10 protein-coding genes are annotated in these 16,360 nt (G+C 68.9%); 3 read left to right on the top strand and 7 right to left on the bottom strand.

Translation table 11 applies throughout. From position 1 onward, the window contains the following. Window positions 1-69: 69 nt before the first annotated feature. Window positions 70-1,539 carry a S8 family serine peptidase gene (locus tag BO221_RS06530; protein ID WP_143195303.1) on the top strand — a complete coding sequence of 490 codons (1,470 nt, stop codon included), beginning with the start codon at window positions 70-72 and terminating at the stop codon, window positions 1,537-1,539. A gap of 80 nt (window positions 1,540-1,619) precedes the next feature. Continuing rightward, window positions 1,620-2,120, top strand: a complete 501-nt coding sequence (locus tag BO221_RS06525) for a hypothetical protein (RefSeq protein WP_143195302.1) — start codon at window positions 1,620-1,622, stop codon at window positions 2,118-2,120. 278 nt (window positions 2,121-2,398) lie between these two features. Here the strand turns inward: BO221_RS06525 and BO221_RS06520 are convergent, their stop codons facing one another. From BO221_RS06520 to BO221_RS06490, 7 genes are all read right to left on the bottom strand, one after another. After that, window positions 2,399-3,523 (bottom strand): kelch repeat-containing protein, encoded by a 1,125-nt coding sequence (locus BO221_RS06520; protein WP_073559515.1) that lies wholly within the window; start codon window positions 3,521-3,523, stop codon window positions 2,399-2,401. A 162-nt stretch (window positions 3,524-3,685) separates the two neighbouring features. Further along, the gene (locus BO221_RS06515; RefSeq protein ID WP_073559514.1) at window positions 3,686-4,924 is read right to left on the bottom strand and encodes an MFS transporter; all 1,239 of its coding nucleotides are present in this window, start codon (window positions 4,922-4,924) and stop codon (window positions 3,686-3,688) included. A 12-nt stretch (window positions 4,925-4,936) separates the two neighbouring features. Then, complete coding sequence (locus tag BO221_RS06510; protein WP_233165748.1) at window positions 4,937-5,551, bottom strand: TetR/AcrR family transcriptional regulator; 615 nt, start codon at window positions 5,549-5,551, stop codon at window positions 4,937-4,939. A 108-nt stretch (window positions 5,552-5,659) separates the two neighbouring features. Further along, window positions 5,660-6,130 carry an SMI1/KNR4 family protein gene (locus BO221_RS06505; protein WP_073559512.1) on the bottom strand — a complete coding sequence of 157 codons (471 nt, stop codon included), beginning with the start codon at window positions 6,128-6,130 and terminating at the stop codon, window positions 5,660-5,662. Between the two features lie 2 nt (window positions 6,131-6,132). Then, entirely contained in the window at window positions 6,133-6,639 is a 507-nt protein-coding gene (locus BO221_RS06500; RefSeq protein ID WP_369864421.1) for a hypothetical protein, read from the bottom strand. A 271-nt stretch (window positions 6,640-6,910) separates the two neighbouring features. Next, window positions 6,911-10,117, bottom strand: coding sequence for a response regulator (locus BO221_RS06495; protein WP_198956070.1), 3,207 nt, complete (start codon window positions 10,115-10,117; stop codon window positions 6,911-6,913). Window positions 10,118-10,356: 239 nt separating this feature from the next. Beyond that, a complete protein-coding gene (locus BO221_RS06490) occupies window positions 10,357-11,145 on the bottom strand; it encodes a DNA alkylation repair protein (protein WP_083680795.1) in 789 nt (262 codons plus the stop codon). Between the two features lie 288 nt (window positions 11,146-11,433). On the opposite strand from BO221_RS06490, the gene BO221_RS06485 reads away from it, so the two are divergent. Continuing rightward, window positions 11,434-16,360, top strand: a 4,927-nt coding sequence (locus tag BO221_RS06485) for an Ig-like domain-containing protein (RefSeq protein WP_073559510.1), incomplete at its 3' end; no start/stop codon positions are given.

Below are 16,360 nucleotides of genomic sequence, written 5' to 3'. Positions count from 1 at the left end.
TTGTCTTGTTGAGCAAATAAAGCTCGTTTAGCCTGTTTTCGTCGAGACCCAGGTGAAAGGAACCTGCGCATGAAGACGACGAGTCGGGCATTGAGTTCATGGGTGGTCGCGCTCGGGCTGGCGGGGAGCGGTGGGGCGCTGGCGGCGGCTCCGGAGGCCGCGCGAGTGGCCGGTGAGGAGCAGGTCCGCGCGGTGGGCGGCGAGCTGTGGGTGGAGCCGGACCTGCTGGAGATCAAGTTCCACGAGAACCAGTACATCCGCCTGCGCAACGGCCTGCCGATGGACCTCGGGGGCCGGGGGCTGCGCCACGCACAGGCGCACGAGATGCTGCGGCAGGTGGCGGGTGGGAAGTGGTCGCGCTCGCACGAGGCGGCCGAGGATGTGCTGGATGAACTGCGCTCCGAGGGCGAGCTGCGCACCCGCGAGGCCCTGCCGGACCTGAACCTGTACTACCAGCTGCGGCTGCCACCGGGGATGGATGTGGACCGCATCGCCGAGTCCTTCCGGAAGCTCCCGGAGGTGGAGGCCGTCTACCGCGTGCCCCGCCCGGCGCCGTCCCCCGTGGCGCCTGACTACTACTCGGTGAGCTCCGGCTCCTACCAGAAGTACCAGGACGCGGCGCCCATTGGCGTGGACTCGCGCTATGCCAACTCCCTCGCGGGCGCTCGCGGCACCGGGGTGAAGATCTGCGACGTCGAGTACAGCTACAACTCCTCGCACGTGGACCTGGGAGTGGTGACGCTGGTGGGCAGCGCCCCGGTGGATCCCTTCAACAACAACAACCACGGCACCGCGGTGCTCGGCGTCTACGGCGCGACGGCCAACAGCGAGGGTGTGACGGGCATCGCCTACTCCGCGCAGAAGCTGTTCGCGGCGGCCAACACCGCGTCCGGCTACAACGTGGGTGCGGCCGTCACCACCTGCGCGGCCAACATCTCCGCCGGTGACATCATCGTCATCGAGCAGCAGATGAGCGGCCCCATCAGCGGCAAGTACGTGCCGGTGGAGTGGTACAAGCCGTGGTACGACGCCATCCGCACGGCGGTGGCCGCCAACAAGATCGTCGTCGAGGCCGCGGGCAACGGCAGCCAGAACCTGGACGATCCCATGTTCAGCACGGGCAACAACGGGCACTACCCGTTCCTGGCGCAGAACGACTCGGGCGCCATCATCGTGGGGGCTGGCAAGTCGCCCGCCTACGGCACCGGGGCCCGCTCCGCCCATGACTTCTCCACCTACGGCTCGACGGTGGACCTGCAGGGCTGGGGCGATGGCGTGGTGACGACCGGCTACGGCACCCTCTACAGCGCCGAGGGCGTCAACCGTTACTTCGCCAGCGGGTTCAACGGCACCTCGAGCGCCACGCCCATCGTCGCCGGCTCGGCGGCCAGCCTCCAGGGCCGCTACAAGGCCCTGTACGGCACCTACCTGACGCCGGCCTCGGTCAAGTCCCGCCTGCGCACCTACAGCACCGCGCAGACGGGCACCAAGAACATCGGCCCCCTGCCGAACCTCCGGCAGGCGCTCACCGGCCTGTAGGCTGGAGCAGGGCCATCGGACCTGGGGGGCTGCCCATGTGGGGCGGCCCCCTTTGTGTTTCTCCAGGAGGGAAGACAGGCATGAACGAAGCAACGAGCCGGCCGTGGCGCGGATGGTGGGTGGGACTGATGTTGGCCGTGGGGTGCACCGCGCCAGGCCGGGGGCCGATGGATGCGGGAGCCGAGCCACGTCCGGCACCGGTGGTGGAGGCTCCGCGCGCCGAGCCGGACACACTGGAGATCAAATTCCGCGAGGGCCAGCACATCCGGCTGCGCAACGGCGTGCCCACGGACGTCGAGGGCAAGGGGCTGCTCACCCACGCTCGAGCGCGGGAGTTGCTGCGGCAGGTGGCGGGAGGGCAGTGGACACGTTCGCAGGAAGTGCCCGAGGAGACGCTGGACGCGATGCGGGCCGAGGGCCAGCAGAACACCGGCCAGCCCCTGCCGGACCTGAACCTGTACTTCCGGCTGCGGCTGCCACCGGGGCTGGACACGGAGCGCATCGCCACGGCCTTCCGGCAACTCCCGGAGGTGGAGAGCGTCCAGACAGTCCCCCGCCCGGCGCCTCCGCCTGGCAGGTGAACCGCCACGGGCTGGATGAAAGACTCGTGACGTGGCGCCGGGCGACGAGCCCTTCGGCCCCGAGCTGGCCTGGAGCGTGGTGCGGAGGTCGAGGATGGGTAGAGCACTCGGCTTCAGCCATCGCGACTACTGCGGCATGGGTCTGTCCAAGGGCGAGGATGGGAGCTTCGTCCTTGAACCAGACGCTCAACCGCAAGCGCCTGGAGGAGTTCGTCAGAGCCTGATGCGATGGGTAACGTGGCGGAGCGGACGCGCGGCCCGCTCCGCCAGGAGGCCACTCAGCGCGTGAAGCGCTCCACCGCGCGGGGGCTGCTGCTGCTGCCGCCCACGAGCAGCACTTCTCCCGTGTGGAGCAGCGTGGCCGCGGGCTCGGCGCGGCCCACGCTCATGTTCGGGGTGGTGTTCCACGTGCTCGTCGAGGGGTCATACAGCGCCGCCTGGCCGCCGTCGCCCGTCACCAGGACCTCTCCCGAGTAGAGCAGCGTCGCGGAGAAGAAGAGGGTGTCGGTGAAGGGCAGGGGCGGCCCCAGGGACCACTGATTGGTGTACGGGTCGTACAGCTCCACCGTGTTGCCCCCGCTGATGCCACCGGCGACGAGGACCTTGCCCGAGTAGAGCCGGATGGCGGAGTGGCCGTGGCGGGCCCTGGCCATATTGGGGGCATAGGACCACGAGTTCGTCGCGGGGTCGTAGATGCTCACCTCGGCGGAGGCGAATCCATCTGGCTCGGGCCAGTATCTGTAGCCACCGGTCACCAGCACCTTGCCCGAGTAGAGCACCGTCGCGGCGGTGCGGCTGCGGGAGGTGAAGATGCCCTGGACCTCGGTCCACGTGCCCGTCTCCGGGTCGTACACCTCTCCGGGGGGACCGATGGGCCCGTACCGGTCCGAGGGCTGCTTGCCACCCGCCACCAGCACCTTGCCCGAGTCGAGCAGCACGGAGGTGTGTTGGGCACGGGGCACGAACGTGGAGCCGGTGGAGCTCCACGTGCCGGTGGCCGGGTCATACAACTCCGCGCTCGAGAGCAAGGCCCAGTCGTTACGGGCGTGGCCACCGGCGACCAGCACCTTGCCCGAGGGGAGCTCCGTCGCGGTGTGGTAGAAGCGGGCGGTCGTCATGGACGCCGTGCGCCGCCACGCGTTCGTGTACGGGTTGTACACGTCGGAGCCGTTGCCATCCGTCACCAGCACGTCGCCCGGACCGTTGAGCAGGGTGGCGGTATGGCCTCCCGGACGAGTGAGCAGTGAGGACGAATTGCTCGTCCAGGTGCCAACGGTCAGCGCGGCCTTCCGTGACGCCAGCTCGGCGGTGGGCGCCCGCGCGGGTGTCTCGGTCTCGGGTTGGCATCCAGCGGCCATGGATGCGAGGCCCGCCAGCAACAACGACAACCGGGTCGTCTTCATGTACCCCTCTCCCTATGATGATGTGACTTGGGTGATGTGACTCACGGCCGGTTCGTGGCCGCGGTGTCACTCTATCGGGAGATGCACTGAGTTCTCGGTGGTGCTTCCTGCGTAGTGGATTGCCCTGATGCGTGACGAGTTCCTGGGCACTGATTCCGCGGCTCAGCCCTGGTGGCCGCCAGCCGGGACGCGGGCGGCTGACAACACCCCCGCCAGCACCAGCACGAGCGTGCCCGCGAGCGGCACCACGAGCAGTCCCACGCGCAAGCCCACGGCGTCGGCGACGAGCCCGACGGCCGGAGGCGACACGAGGAACCCGAGGCGCATCAGCCAGCTGACGACGGTGAGACCGGTACCGGCTCTCAGGCCGGGCAGCTCGTCGGCGCCGTGCATCGCGGCGGGCACCAGCGTCGCGACGCCGAAGCCGGCGAGTGCGAAGCCCGCGATGGTGCCCGGCACCGAGGGGAGCAGCAGCGCCGCGCCCATCCCCGCCGCCGTGGTCGCGCCGCCTGTCCGGGCGACCGCGCGCTGGCCGAACCTGTCCACGAGGCCATCGCCGAGCATCCGCCCGACGAACTGCGAGCCCACCAGCGCGATGAAGCCGAACGAGGCGACGGCGACGTCTGCGCCGAGCGTGCCGGAAAGGTAGACGGCCGCCCAGGTCATGCCCGCGTCCTCGACGAGCGTGCCGCCAATGGCGATCAGGACGAGCGCCGCGATCATGAGCCAGATGCGGCCGCGGTCCGCCGGCTCTCGCCGCGCGGGAAGGCCGTCCGCCTGCGCCTCTCCTTCAGCGCGCTCGTTGGCCTCGATGGGCTCCGGGCCGGGGAGCGTGTACCGCAGCGCCGTCAGCGCGACGACGGCGAAGAGCAGGGCCGACAGGCCCAGATGCACGCCACGCGGCACGCCGAGGGCCACGGCGAGACCGCCCATGAGGCCGCCGCTCACCGCGCCGACGCTCCAGATGGCGTGGAACGAGTTGAGGATGGACCGGCCGTAGAGCCGCTGCACGCGCAGGCCGTGCGAGTTCTGCGCCACGTCGGTGATGGCGTCCATGCAGCCCGCGAAGAAGAGCATCCCGGCGAGCACTCCCCAGGAGGGAGCGAGCCCCGCGAGCAGCACGCCCATGCTCGTGAGCAACGTGCCAGCCACGGCGACCCGCGACGAGCGGAAGCGGCGGATGAGTGCTCCGGCGGCGAGCCCGGCCATCAGGGCCCCGCAGGGGAACGCCGCGACGGCGAGTCCGTACTCGGCATTGCCGAGCCCGAGGTCGGCCTTGATCTGCGGGTAGCGGGGCAACAGGTTGGCGAAGATGGCCCCGTTCGTGAGGAACAGCGCCGCGACGGCGAGGCGGGCCGCCCGGTGCTGGCAGGGCACCTGGAGAGGAGGGGGGGTGGTCATGAGAGTCCAGGTTCAGAGCGAGAGGATGCGGCGCACGGCGTCACGCGTGACGGCGCGGCTGCGAGGGGTTGGGTCGAGGCTGATGTGGATGAACAACCCCTCGATCAGGGCGTCGAGCTCGTGCGCCGTCCTGGCGTCGACGAGCCGCTCGAGCGCCTGGCGGCTCCTGCGCATCCAGTCATGGGTGATCTGCCGGAAGGCGGGCTGACGTGCGGCGAGCGTGTAGAGCTCGAGGGTGATCACGAGGTCGTCCGGGCCAGCCGAGAGGTCTGCGTGAACGAGGTGGACGACCGCTTCGACCAGCGCGTCGAGGCCGGCCGCCGCCTCGATGCGTGCGGTGAAGCGCTCGCTGAGGCGCGTGGCGAAGCGGGTGAACGCCTCGCGCAGCAACTCGTCCATGCTCGTGAAGTGGTAGGTCATCGAGCCAAGTGGAACCCCGGCGCGCTCGGCGACGCGGCGGTGCGAGGTGCCGGCGATACCGCCCTCGGCGATGACGGCGAGAGCCGCGTCGATGATGCGATCCCGGCGCTCGGGGTCGTGCCGGCGGGTCACCACTCGCGCCTCCTGTTTCTCGGGCAGGAGAGGGGCGCGCCCGTGAAGCAGGGCTCGATGTGTACGGACGTACATATCATGTGTACGTTCGTACATATCGCCCGGTGTCAGCGCAAGACCTTGTGTGCGGTCAGGGTGGCTGTTTGCTGCCGCGCCGGGCAGTCGACGCAGCGGGGCTTGGGCTCACTCCCCGAGCCAGTAGAGGCTACGTCGGGTGCGCAGAACCTGCTCCAAGAACTCCGAGAACGAGCTGGCGATCTGCGTGCAGTATTCCGGGTTGGGCCATGTCTCACGGTCCCCGTCGAGGAGCGGATACCGCCCGTCCACCTGTCTGCTCACATCCAAGACGACATAGTTGCCATCGCGCACGTAACAGAATGCGTACATCGAGGCCGGGCCCCACTTGTCGTCATCCTCACCGTAGATGGCCACTCGTGCCCGGGCGATCTTCGACAGGGGCAGGATTTCATAGGGCGAGTCCGGCCATCGAAGCAGAGCGGCCCCATTGCAATGCAGGTAGAAGGCGCGAAGGTCGGGGTCCAGCTTCCAGCCCATCCGCCGCTCGAACTCCTCGATTTCCTCGGGCGTCGCGGGGGGATGTGGGAAGGGCTCGTGGGATACCTCTTCGAGCAGGTCGCTCATGGGCGTGGCCATCGTCAGTTGTCCGTATAGGGCAGGTCAGGTCCCACGGTGTTCCAGGGCGCTTGCCCAGCGTAGCAAGCAGGGTAGGCCCTGTTGAATTCGTCATGAACGCTCGGCTGCACGGGAATGATGTTGTTGGGATCAACCGGGTTGCCGCCGTGCCAGAGGTCCCGGATGTGATGGCCCGGCCAGGAGATACCTCCATCAACGGGCCAATCTCCGAACTTCTTGCTCCAGTCATCTCGGAATGAGTCTCGGATCTTTTCCCACCTCTTGCGCTCAACCTCCTTCGCCGCCTTCGGCAGGGTGGGGTAGTCGCAGCAGCAGTGATGGATGCCGTAGCGGCTTCCAGCCTTGATGGGAACAGGTAGAAGAACGAGGCTTCCCTCCCAATCGAATTTGAAGTCGGCCAGCCACATGCATCCCTTGAGCATGTGGCCCTCACTGGCGCACTCCCTCTGGCACCCGGTCATGAACTCCCGGCGGCACTGCCAGGGGCCGTAGAAGAGGGTTGTCTTCATCCGCCCACCCGACACGTTCAACCAGGGCAGTTCCTTCTTCCTCGCGGGTTGAACTCCTGGAGGTGACGAAGGTCCAGACCCACCTGTACCCTGAGTTGTCGCGCATCCGGTGAGGACCACCAACAACACCACCGCTCCGGCCAGTTTCATGGGAACTCCCCGTGGTGATGGCCACCCCTGAGGGGTAGCCAATCCGCCGGGGATACCCGATGGGACCGACAACTTCCGGGGCTTGCTGTTGTCGGAGAGCGTTGAGATTCCGAGTCCCGATTCAGGAGGACTTGCGCTCGATCGCCCGCTTGACCACCTTCTTGGCCAGGGCCGCCGCCAGGTCCTTGGGCGTGTAGGGCTTCAGCAGGAGCACGGAGTCCGACAGGCCCGATTCCACCAATCCCGCGTCGTCGCCACTGGCGAAGATCACCTTCAGGTGTGGCCAGCGGGCGACCGCCTCGCGCGCCAGCTCCGCGCCCGAGCGCCCCGGCAACCCCACGTCGGTCAGGAGCACGTCCGCCTGGCATTTGGAAAGCGCGGCGAGTGCGCTCTCGGCGTCCTGGGCCTCCACCACCGCGTGACCCTGTTCCACCAGGTGCTCGGCCGTGTTCGCACGGATGAGCTCGTCGTCCTCGACCAGCACGATCGTGAGGCGGCGTGGCACGTCCTCCGCCACCAGGAGCGGGGCCGGGAGCGGGGCGGACGCCTCGGTCCGCTGCTGCTTGACCAGCCGATGCTGTGCCTCGTTGCCCAGCACGTGCCGCACCTTCCGGGCCAGGGCCTCGCGTGTGTAGGGCTTGGAGAGCAGTTCCACGCCCGGGTCCAGCCGCCCATGGTGGACGATGGCGTTCTCCGTGTAGCCCGAGGTGAACAGCACCCCGACGTGAGGGAGGCGCTCCTTGGCCTTGCGGGCGAGTTCCGGGCTGCGCAGCGGGCCGGGCATCACCACGTCCGTGAACAGCAGGTCGATGGGGATTCCGCTCTCGATGACGTTCAGGGCGCTGGCCGCATCGCGGGCCTTGAGCACCCGGTAGCCGAGTTCGGAGAGCAGGCCGACCGCGGTCTCCCGCACGTCGTCGTCGTCTTCGACCACCAGGATGGTCTCGGTCCCGCCGCGCACCGGCGCCTTGCTGATGTCGGTGATGACGTCCTCGCTCTGGGCGGCGCGCGGCAGGTACAGCTTGATGGTCGTGCCCTCGCCGACCTCGCTGTAGAGCTTGATATGGCCGCCGGACTGCTTGACCAGTCCGTGCACCATCGAGAGCCCCAGCCCGGTCCCCTTTCCTTCCGGCTTGGTGCTGAAGAAGGGCTCGAACACGCGCTCCAGGATGTCCGCCGGGATTCCTGCGCCGGTGTCGGTGACGGCGATCATCACGTATTGACCGGGCTTCACCTCCTCGTGCTGGCGTGCGTACTCGTCGTCCAGCTGGGCGTTGCCCGCCTCGATCGTCAGCCGGCCGCCGTGCTGCATGGCGTCCCGGGCGTTGATCGCCAGGTTGAGGATGGCGTTCTCGATCTGGTTCGGGTCGACCAGGGTGTTCCACAGCCCGCCCGAGATCACGGTCTCGATCTCGATGTCCTCGCCCAGCGCCCGCCGCAGCAGATCGTCCATGTTCTTCAGCAGGCGGCCCAGGTTCACCACCTTGGGCTCCAGCGGCTGACGGCGGCCGAAGGCCAGCAGCTGCGAGGCCAGCTTCGAGCCTCGCGCCACCCCGGCCAGGGCATTCTGCACGCGGGTCTCGGCCCGGGCGTTGCCGGCGATGTCCCTCGACAGCAGCTGCAGGTTTCCGCTGATCACCTGCAGGAGGTTGTTGAAGTCGTGGGCGACGCCCCCCGTGAGCTTGCCGAGGGCCTCGATCTTCTGGGCCTGGCGGAGCGCCGCCTCCATCGACTGCCGTTCGGCCGTCTCCCGCCGCAGGCGCTCGAGCGCGTCCGCCAGCTCGTCCGTGCGCGCCGCGACCCGCTGCTCGAGCGTCTCGTTCAAGTGCTGCAGTTGCTCTTCGGCGCGCTTCTGGTGCGTGACGTCGTGGCCGTCGACGAAGATGCCGGACACCTTGCCGTCCGGCTCCACGATCGGCTGATAGACGAGGTGGACGAACCGCTCCTCCAGCGCACCACCGAGCGTGCGCTGGAGCACCACCGGCATGTTGCGGCCCACGAAGGCCTCGCCCTGGGTATAGACCCCGTCCAGCAGCTCGAAGAATCCCTGGCCCTGGATCTCCGGCAGGGCCTCGCGCGCCGGAAGGCCGAGCAGGTCCCGGTGGCCGACCAGCTGCCGGTAGGCGTCGTTGACCAGCTCGAACACATGGTCCGGGCCGGACACGATGCACATGAAGCTGGGAGCCTGTTGGAACAGCGTGCGGAAGCGGTCGCGCTCCTGGGTGCGCAGCTCGACCTCGGAGGTCAGCTGCTCATTGGCCCGGCGCAAGACCTCGGCCGCCTTCTGGCGCATCTCCACGGCCTCCGCCAGCGCAGCGGCCCGCTGGTGCGCGGCTTCGTGCGCCTCGGCGCTGGCCAGGCTGGACGCCACCTGCCCCACCAGGAGCTTCAGGAACGGCACATAGCTCTCGTCCACCGGGCGGTAGGGGTTCAGCCCGACGATCATCGCTCCTCGCGGACGTTCCCCGCCCTGGCCGATCAGCGGAACCACCGCGGCGGTGGCCGGTGGCTTGTCCCAGGCGCCCGTCGGCAGGGCCTCGCGGCCGCAGAGGTCCACCGTCACGTTGGCCTCGCCGGCCCAGATGGAGCTCAGGTCCCAGGTACCGCCGCTCAGGGCCAGGGTCGCGGGCGCACAGCCGTGGCCGGGCTCGATTCCGGTCGCGCAGGCCAGATGCCCCTGGCCCTCCTCGTCGAACAGATAGGTCAGGCTGAAGGGCAGATCATGCAGATTGCCGCCGAGCCCCTCCCGGACGGCATCGATCACCTCGGCCCGGCTCGAGGCCGGAGCGAGCCGGGACGCCAGTTCGCGGAGCGACGCCAGGCGGCGCTCGCTGATCACCCGGTCCGTCTCTTCCGAGACGGCGCAGAACACCCCTTCCACCTTGCCGCTGTCGCCGAGCAGCGGACTATAGGAGAACGTGTGATAGGTCTCCTCGGGATAGCCGTGGCGGTGCAGGACCAGCAGCAGGGCCCGGTCCCAGGTCGCCTCTCCCCGCTCGTAGACGGTCTGCAGGCGGTCCTTGATGTCGTCCCAGATTTCAGCCCACAGGATCCGGGTCGGCACCCCGAGCGACTTCGGGTGTTTGACTCCCAGCGTCGGCCGGTAGGCGTCGTTGTAGAAGAAGTGGATGTCGGGGCCCCAGCCCAGCCACATCTCGAACCGCGAGGTGAGCAGCAGCCGAAGGGCCACCTTCAGCGCGTTCGGCCAGTTTTCCGGCGCGCCCAGGGAAGTGGAGGCCCAGTCATGAGCCCGCATCAGCCTTGCCATCTCGCCGTCGCCGACGAAGATGTCGCCGTAGGGTTCCTGCCGCTGATCCTTCGACGTCAAGGGATACGCTCTCCACAGGTCAAGAGATGTGTTCTCCACTTAGCCACGGAGACGGCCTCCCACCACCCCGAAATGCAGGTTGAACCAGGACATTCAGCCGTCTGGCGAGCGGCTAACAAAGGGGCGTACCCCTGCCGCCTCCCCCAACGCCTGGGGTTCAGTCCGAAGGCCTCATCCATCTGGTCATTCTGGTCATTCCACCGGCCCGGGTTGGCGCCGCGCTGCCATGGGCTTCCTGATCAGAACCGTCCCGCGTTCGGTTTCGTGAGCTCCCGGAGCGCATCCTTTCCCACCCACCGCGCCGCGTCCTGCTCTGAGTCCGCCAGGCGCCTGGCCACTGCCACGGCAGCGGCATTGAGCGCGCGATTGCGTTTACCGATCGCACGCAGCGCCATGTTCACGGCCTTCTTGACGAAGTTCCGTTCGTCGCCGGCCTCGCGTTCGATCAGCTCGAGGCCACGGATGAATGCCGCGTCGTCGGCGTGCCGGTCATGCGCGGTGAGGCTCCAGAGCAGCGCGAAGGCCGTGCGTTTCTCGAACTCGTTGCGCTTGCTGCTCCACTGCGTGACCTTCGCCCACCGATGTGGCGTACGGTCGAACAGGTTGAAGCACATCGTGTCGCAGATCGCCCAGTTGTCGAAATCCTTGCACCAGCGATCCATCTGCGCGGCTGTGACCAGCGCCGGGTCATCGACGAACGAGGCCAGCAGGCGCGCCTCGTACCAGCCGGTGTCCCAGAGCGCCAAGGCGAGTTCATGGTTGTGCCCGAGCTTCTTGCCGAGCGCCTTGATGTCCCTCATCGCCACGCCGAACGCCTTGTCCGAGGGGATGGCGTAGCGGGCCATGCCGTCCAGCGTGGCCTGGGTGCTGTGGTCCTTCAGCCACTGGAGCACCGGCTGGACTTCATCTTCGATCGACGGCTTCGCTGCGTTCGCGGCCGGCTTGACGGCGGGTCGAGGTGCATTCTTCGCCCTCTTGGGGGACGAAGGGGATTGGGTCACCCCCTTTTTCGCGGTGGTCCTTTTCATGATGAGCCGACCTTAGCCGAGCAGTGGCGGGGCCCCGGTCGCGGTCACGACACGCTTCGCGAGGCGTTTGCCGGGTCCGCTCTTCACCTCTGGAATCCGCGCCTCCAGCCCTCCGCGGCCAATGGCAACCACTTCCACTCGCCGGGTGCGTCCGGTTCCTCCTCTCCGGCCAGTTCCAGCTCGCCGGTGAGGCGCAGTGTGGGCCGCACCCTACCGCCAGTACGTGTCCGCACCTGTCTTCCCGGGGGCTTGAGCTACGTCAGACATTGGTGACACCTTCCCGGCTGAATGTTCTCGGCCCGACACTGCTGGCTCCTCGTCTCATCCCTCGCCGTCCTTCTCTCCTGCGATGAGGCGCCTCCATCGCCCGCCACCCACTGGGTGGAGGCGGGCCGAGCCCAGGAGCTCCGCCTGGCGCCGCGCACCGGTGACGCGTCTCTCTCCGCCGCCATCGCGCAACTGCGTGCCGCTCCGGGGGAGGCGAGCCAGCTCGCCCTCGCCCAGGCGTACTTCCCGGAGATCCTCAACGGCACGCCGGTGGACCTGTCACACGTTCCTCCGGAAGCGCTGCTGCACGTGCGCATGCCGTCCTCCCTGAGCGGGGAGATGGTGCTCACCACCCGGGGCCTCACCTTCACGGTGCGGCAGGCGGGGAGTGGAGACGCGGCGCTGCGCTCCTCGCGGGGCGCGGCCTTCTATGGAGACGGACACTTCTGGATGGCTCCGGGCGGCTCGGCCGCGGAGAGCGGCGAGTGGAAGACGCCGCGCGTGGAGGAGCTGCTCGTCCTGCCCGAGGGTGGGGGAGCGCACCGCACGCTCTACGAGCTGACGCTTCCGCCCGAGGTGACGGCCGCGCGCGACGTGGGCGAGTACCTGGAGCTGGTGGATGCGCATGGGGTGTCAGTGCTGCGCGTGCACTACTCAGTGGCGAGGGATGCGGCGGGCCTGAGCCGGCAAGGCCGGGTGCGCCTGCGGGGCGCGGTGGCCGAGGCCTCGCCCATTGCCGGTGCTCCGGTGCGCTACGCGGTGGGCGGGACGCTGTCCGTGGAGATGACGGTGGACCTGGAGGGACTGGCGGGTCCGGTGGTGGTGGACCCCGGCTTCTCCTCCACGGGTAGCCTGTCGACCTTTCGTTACAACGCGGGCATCTCGCTGCTGCCCTCGGGCAAGGTCCTGGCGGCAGGTGGTGGCCTGGCCCCCTACGTCTCCTGCGAGCTGTACGATCCGGTGTCCGGCACCTGGAGTGGGACGGGCTCGATGGCCGCCGCCCGCAACAGCCCCGTCACGCTCCTGCTGCCCACCGGCAAGGTGCTGGTGACGGGTGGCGACAGCGCCGTCAGCGCCTCGACCGCGGAGCTGTACGATCCCGTGACGGGGACGTGGAGCACCACGGGAGCCCTGCCCGGACCCCGCCACATGCACTCGCTGACGCTGCTGCGCACCGGCAAGGTGCTGATGACCGGTGGTTACAACAGCACCACCAGCACCGGGCACAACGAGGCGTCGCTGTACGATCCGGCCACGGGAACCTGGACGCCCACTGCTTCCATGCCCTCGAACCAGTATGGCCACACGGCGACGCTGCTGCCCTCGGGCGAGGTGCTGGTGGTGGGCGGCTACATGAATGACAGCTCTCCCTCCGGTCCGGTGATGATCTACAACCCGGACACGGGGACCTGGCGGCAGCCGGGCAGGCTGCCCTACCTCCCGTCTCACACGGCGACGCTGTTGCCCTCGGGCAAGGTGCTGCTGGTGGGCGACCGGAACTCGATGGTGTACGACCCGGCCACGGGCCTGTCGTCGAGCACCCTGCCGAGGATGGCGCGCTACCTCCACTCGGCGACGCTGTTGCCCTCGGGCAAGGTGCTGGTGGCGGGGGGCGCGGGTGGCAGTGCCACCGGCACGGCCTCGGAGCTGTATGACCCGGCCACCCATGTGTGGACCATGGCGTCTACGCTCCCGACAGTCTTCTCCAACCACGTGGCGGTGATGCTGCCCACGGGCAAGGTGCTGCTCACCGCGGGTGGGACCAAGGAAAGCCTGCTGTATGACCCGGGCGAGTCCACCTGGGGCGCCTCGCCCTCTCCGGCGACGAAGCGGTTGGACGCGACGGGGGTGCTGCTGCCCAATGGCAAGGTGCTGCTGCCGGGCGGTTACAGCGCGGGCGGCAGCCTGGTCTCGGCCGAACTGTATGATCCGGGCACCAACGCCTGGTCCGCGGCCAGCCCCATGTCGGTGTCCCGCTACGACAACTCGGTGACGGTGCTGCGCTCGGGAAAGGTCCTGGTGGTGGGCGGCTGGGACTCCACCACGGGCACGGGGACGAAGGTGGTGGAGGTGTTCGATCCCGTCACGGGGACGTGGAAGACCGTGGCGCCGACACTCCAGCCCCATGGGACCCATACGGCCACGGTGCTGCCCGACGGCAAGGTGCTCGTCGCGGGCGGCGTGACCAGCGGCATGGGCAACAGGTCCGAGCTGTACGACCCGGACACGGACACCTGGCGTTACACGACGGGGTCCATGAGGGCGGGCCGGAGCGATCACTCGGCCATCCTGCTGCCCACGGGCAAGGTGCTCGTCGCGGGAGGCCTGGGCCCGCTGACGTCGGCGGAACTGTACGACCCGGCCACGGAGACGTGGATCGCCACCGGCTCGATGGTGACGGCCCGGTCGTCCCACCGGCTGGCGCTGCTGCCCAATGGCAAGGTGCTGACGGCGGGTGGCCCCGGGAGCGTCGTCACCGCCGAGTTGTATGACCCGGTAACGGGCACGTGGAGCGCCACCGGCTCGACGGCGAGCCCGCACTACCAGGGCTCGTTGGTGCTGCTGCCCTCGGGCCGGGTGTTGTTCGCGGGAGGCGGGGGGGGGCTGACCGTCGCGGAGCTGTATGACCCGGCGCTGGGGACGTGGAGCAGCGCGGGCCCCATGCCCTTCAGCCGGCAGGGGGGCGCGGCGGTGCTGCTGCCCAATGGCAAGGTGCTCTTCGCGGGTGGCAACTGGGCCACGCCCAGCGGCAGCAACCTGTTCGACGAATCGGGAACGAACGACGCCTGGCGCCCCAGCCTGCGCGTGGCCACCTCGGTGACCCCGCTGGCGGCCGTGACCGCGACGGGGACGAGGCTGCGCGGCATCTCGGAGGGCATCAGTGTCGGGGGCGGCACCCGGAGCACCCCCGCGAACTTCCCCGTGGTGAGCCTCATGCCCCTGGAGGGAAACACGCTCCTGCGGTTGCCCCTGAGCGGCTTCTCGGACACGTCGTTGACCACCACCTTGCCCGGGCTCCTCCCTGGCCATTACCAGCTCTTCGCCACGGTGAATGGCATCTCGGGGGGCGGGCTGCTCCGGGTCTCCGACCACGCGGCGCCCGTGGCGCAACCGGGCTCGGTGGCGGCCCGGGAGGACACTCCGGTGGACATGACGCTGCTGGCGTCGGACGCGGAGGGCAGCACGCTGACGTACACGGTGGTGTCGGGCCCGTCGCACGGGACGCTGTCGGGCACGGGCGCCTCGCGCACGTACACGCCCGCGGCCAACTACCACGGCCCGGACTCCTTCACCTTCAAGGTGAACGATGGGAAGGAGGACTCCAACGAGGCCACTGTCACGATCACCGTGAGCGCCGTGGATGATGCCCCGGTGGCCCTGGCGGGCTCGGTGACGACGGCCGAGGAGGAGGCGGTGGCCGTGACGTTGGAGGCCACGGAGGTGGACGGTGACACGCTGACGTACACAGTGGTGTCGGGCCCGGCGCACGGCACGCTGTCGGGCACGGGCGCCTCGCGCACGTACACGCCCGCGGCCAACTACCACGGCCCGGACTCCATCACCTTCAAGGTGAACGACGGGACGGCGGACTCCAACGAGGCCACCGTCACGATCACCGTCACCGCGGTGAGCGATGCCCCGGTGGCCCTGGCGGGCTCGGCGATGACCGACGAGGACACGCCGGTGTCCGTGGTGTTGGAAGCCACGGACGCGGAGGGCAGCACGCTGACGTACACGGTGGTGTCGGGCCCGTCGCACGGTACGCTGTCGGGCACGGGGGCCTCGCGCACGTACTCGCCCGCGGCCAACTACCACGGCCCGGATGCCATCACCTTCAAGGTGAATGACGGGACAGAGGACTCCAATGTGGCCACCGTCACGCTCACCGTCACCCCGGTGAATGATGCCCCGGTGGCCCTGGCGGGCTCGGTGACGACGGCCGAGGAGACGGCGGTGGCCGTGACGTTGGCGGCCATGGAGGTGGACGGTGACACGCTGACGTACACGGTGGTGTCGGGCCCGGCGCACGGTACGCTGTCGGGCACGGGGGCCTCGCGCACGTACACGCCCGCGGCCAACTACCACGGTCCGGACTCCATCACCTTCAAGGTGAACGATGGGACAGAGGACTCCATTGTGGCCACCGTCACGCTCACCATCACCCCGGTGAACGATGCGCCGGTGGCCTTGGCGGACGCGGTGACGACGGCCGAGGACACTCCGGTGGCCGTGACGTTGGCAGCCACGGAGGTGGACGGCGACACGCTCACGTACACGGTGGTGTCGGGGCCGGCGCACGGCACGCTGTCGGGCACGGGGGCCTCGCGCACGTACACGCCCGCGGCCAACTACCACGGTCCGGACTCCATCACCTTCAAGGTGAACGACGGGACGGTGGAGTCCAACGTGGCCACCCTCTCCCTCACCGTGAACTCCGTGAATGATGCCCCGGTGGCTCTGGCGGACGCGGTGACGACGGCCGAGGAGACGGCGGTGTCCGTGACGTTGAAGGCCACGGACGTGGAAGGCGACAAGCTCACGTACACGGTGGTGTCGGGCCCGTCGCATGGCTCGCTGAGGGGATCGGGCACCATCCTCGCGTACGTGCCCTCGGCGAACCACTATGGCCCGGACTCCTTCACCTTCAAGGCCAACGATGGGACGCAGGACTCCACCGAGACCACGGTGACGCTCACCGTCACGCCGGTGAACGACGCGCCCGTGGCCCTGATGGGCTCGGTGACGACGGCCGAGAACACCCCCGTGGCCGTGACGCTGGGTTCCCTGGACGTGGACGGCGACACGCTCACGTACACGGTGGTGTCGGGACCGGCGCGAGGCACGCTGTCGGGCTCGGGCGCCAGCCTCACGTACACGCCCGCGGCGGGCTACCACGGCCCGGACTTCTTCCTCTTCCAGGTGGGGGATGGGACGGTGGAGTCCACCG

It is taken from the genome of Archangium sp. Cb G35 (assembly GCF_001896145.1).
GTDB classification, from domain to species: Bacteria; Myxococcota; Myxococcia; order Myxococcales; family Myxococcaceae; genus Archangium; species Archangium violaceum.
This window is presented reverse-complemented; position numbering and strand designations above follow the sequence as displayed.

What these genes read in the sequence shown, in the direction of transcription:
- BO221_RS06510 (WP_233165748.1), bottom strand. Translation starts at nt 5,551, where the DNA reads ATGTACGTCCGTACACATCGAGCCCTGCTTCACGGGCGCGCCCCTCTC.
- BO221_RS06515 (WP_073559514.1), bottom strand. Translation starts at nt 4,924, where the DNA reads ATGACCACCCCCCCTCCTCTCCAGGTGCCCTGCCAGCACCGGGCGGCC.
- BO221_RS06500 (WP_369864421.1), bottom strand. Translation starts at nt 6,639, where the DNA reads ATGAAGACAACCCTCTTCTACGGCCCCTGGCAGTGCCGCCGGGAGTTC.
- BO221_RS06490 (WP_083680795.1), bottom strand. Translation starts at nt 11,145, where the DNA reads ATGAAAAGGACCACCGCGAAAAAGGGGGTGACCCAATCCCCTTCGTCC.
- BO221_RS06525 (WP_143195302.1), top strand. Translation starts at nt 1,620, where the DNA reads ATGAACGAAGCAACGAGCCGGCCGTGGCGCGGATGGTGGGTGGGACTG.
- BO221_RS06530 (WP_143195303.1), top strand. Translation starts at nt 70, where the DNA reads ATGAAGACGACGAGTCGGGCATTGAGTTCATGGGTGGTCGCGCTCGGG.
- BO221_RS06520 (WP_073559515.1), bottom strand. Translation starts at nt 3,523, where the DNA reads ATGAAGACGACCCGGTTGTCGTTGTTGCTGGCGGGCCTCGCATCCATG.
- BO221_RS06505 (WP_073559512.1), bottom strand. Translation starts at nt 6,130, where the DNA reads ATGGCCACGCCCATGAGCGACCTGCTCGAAGAGGTATCCCACGAGCCC.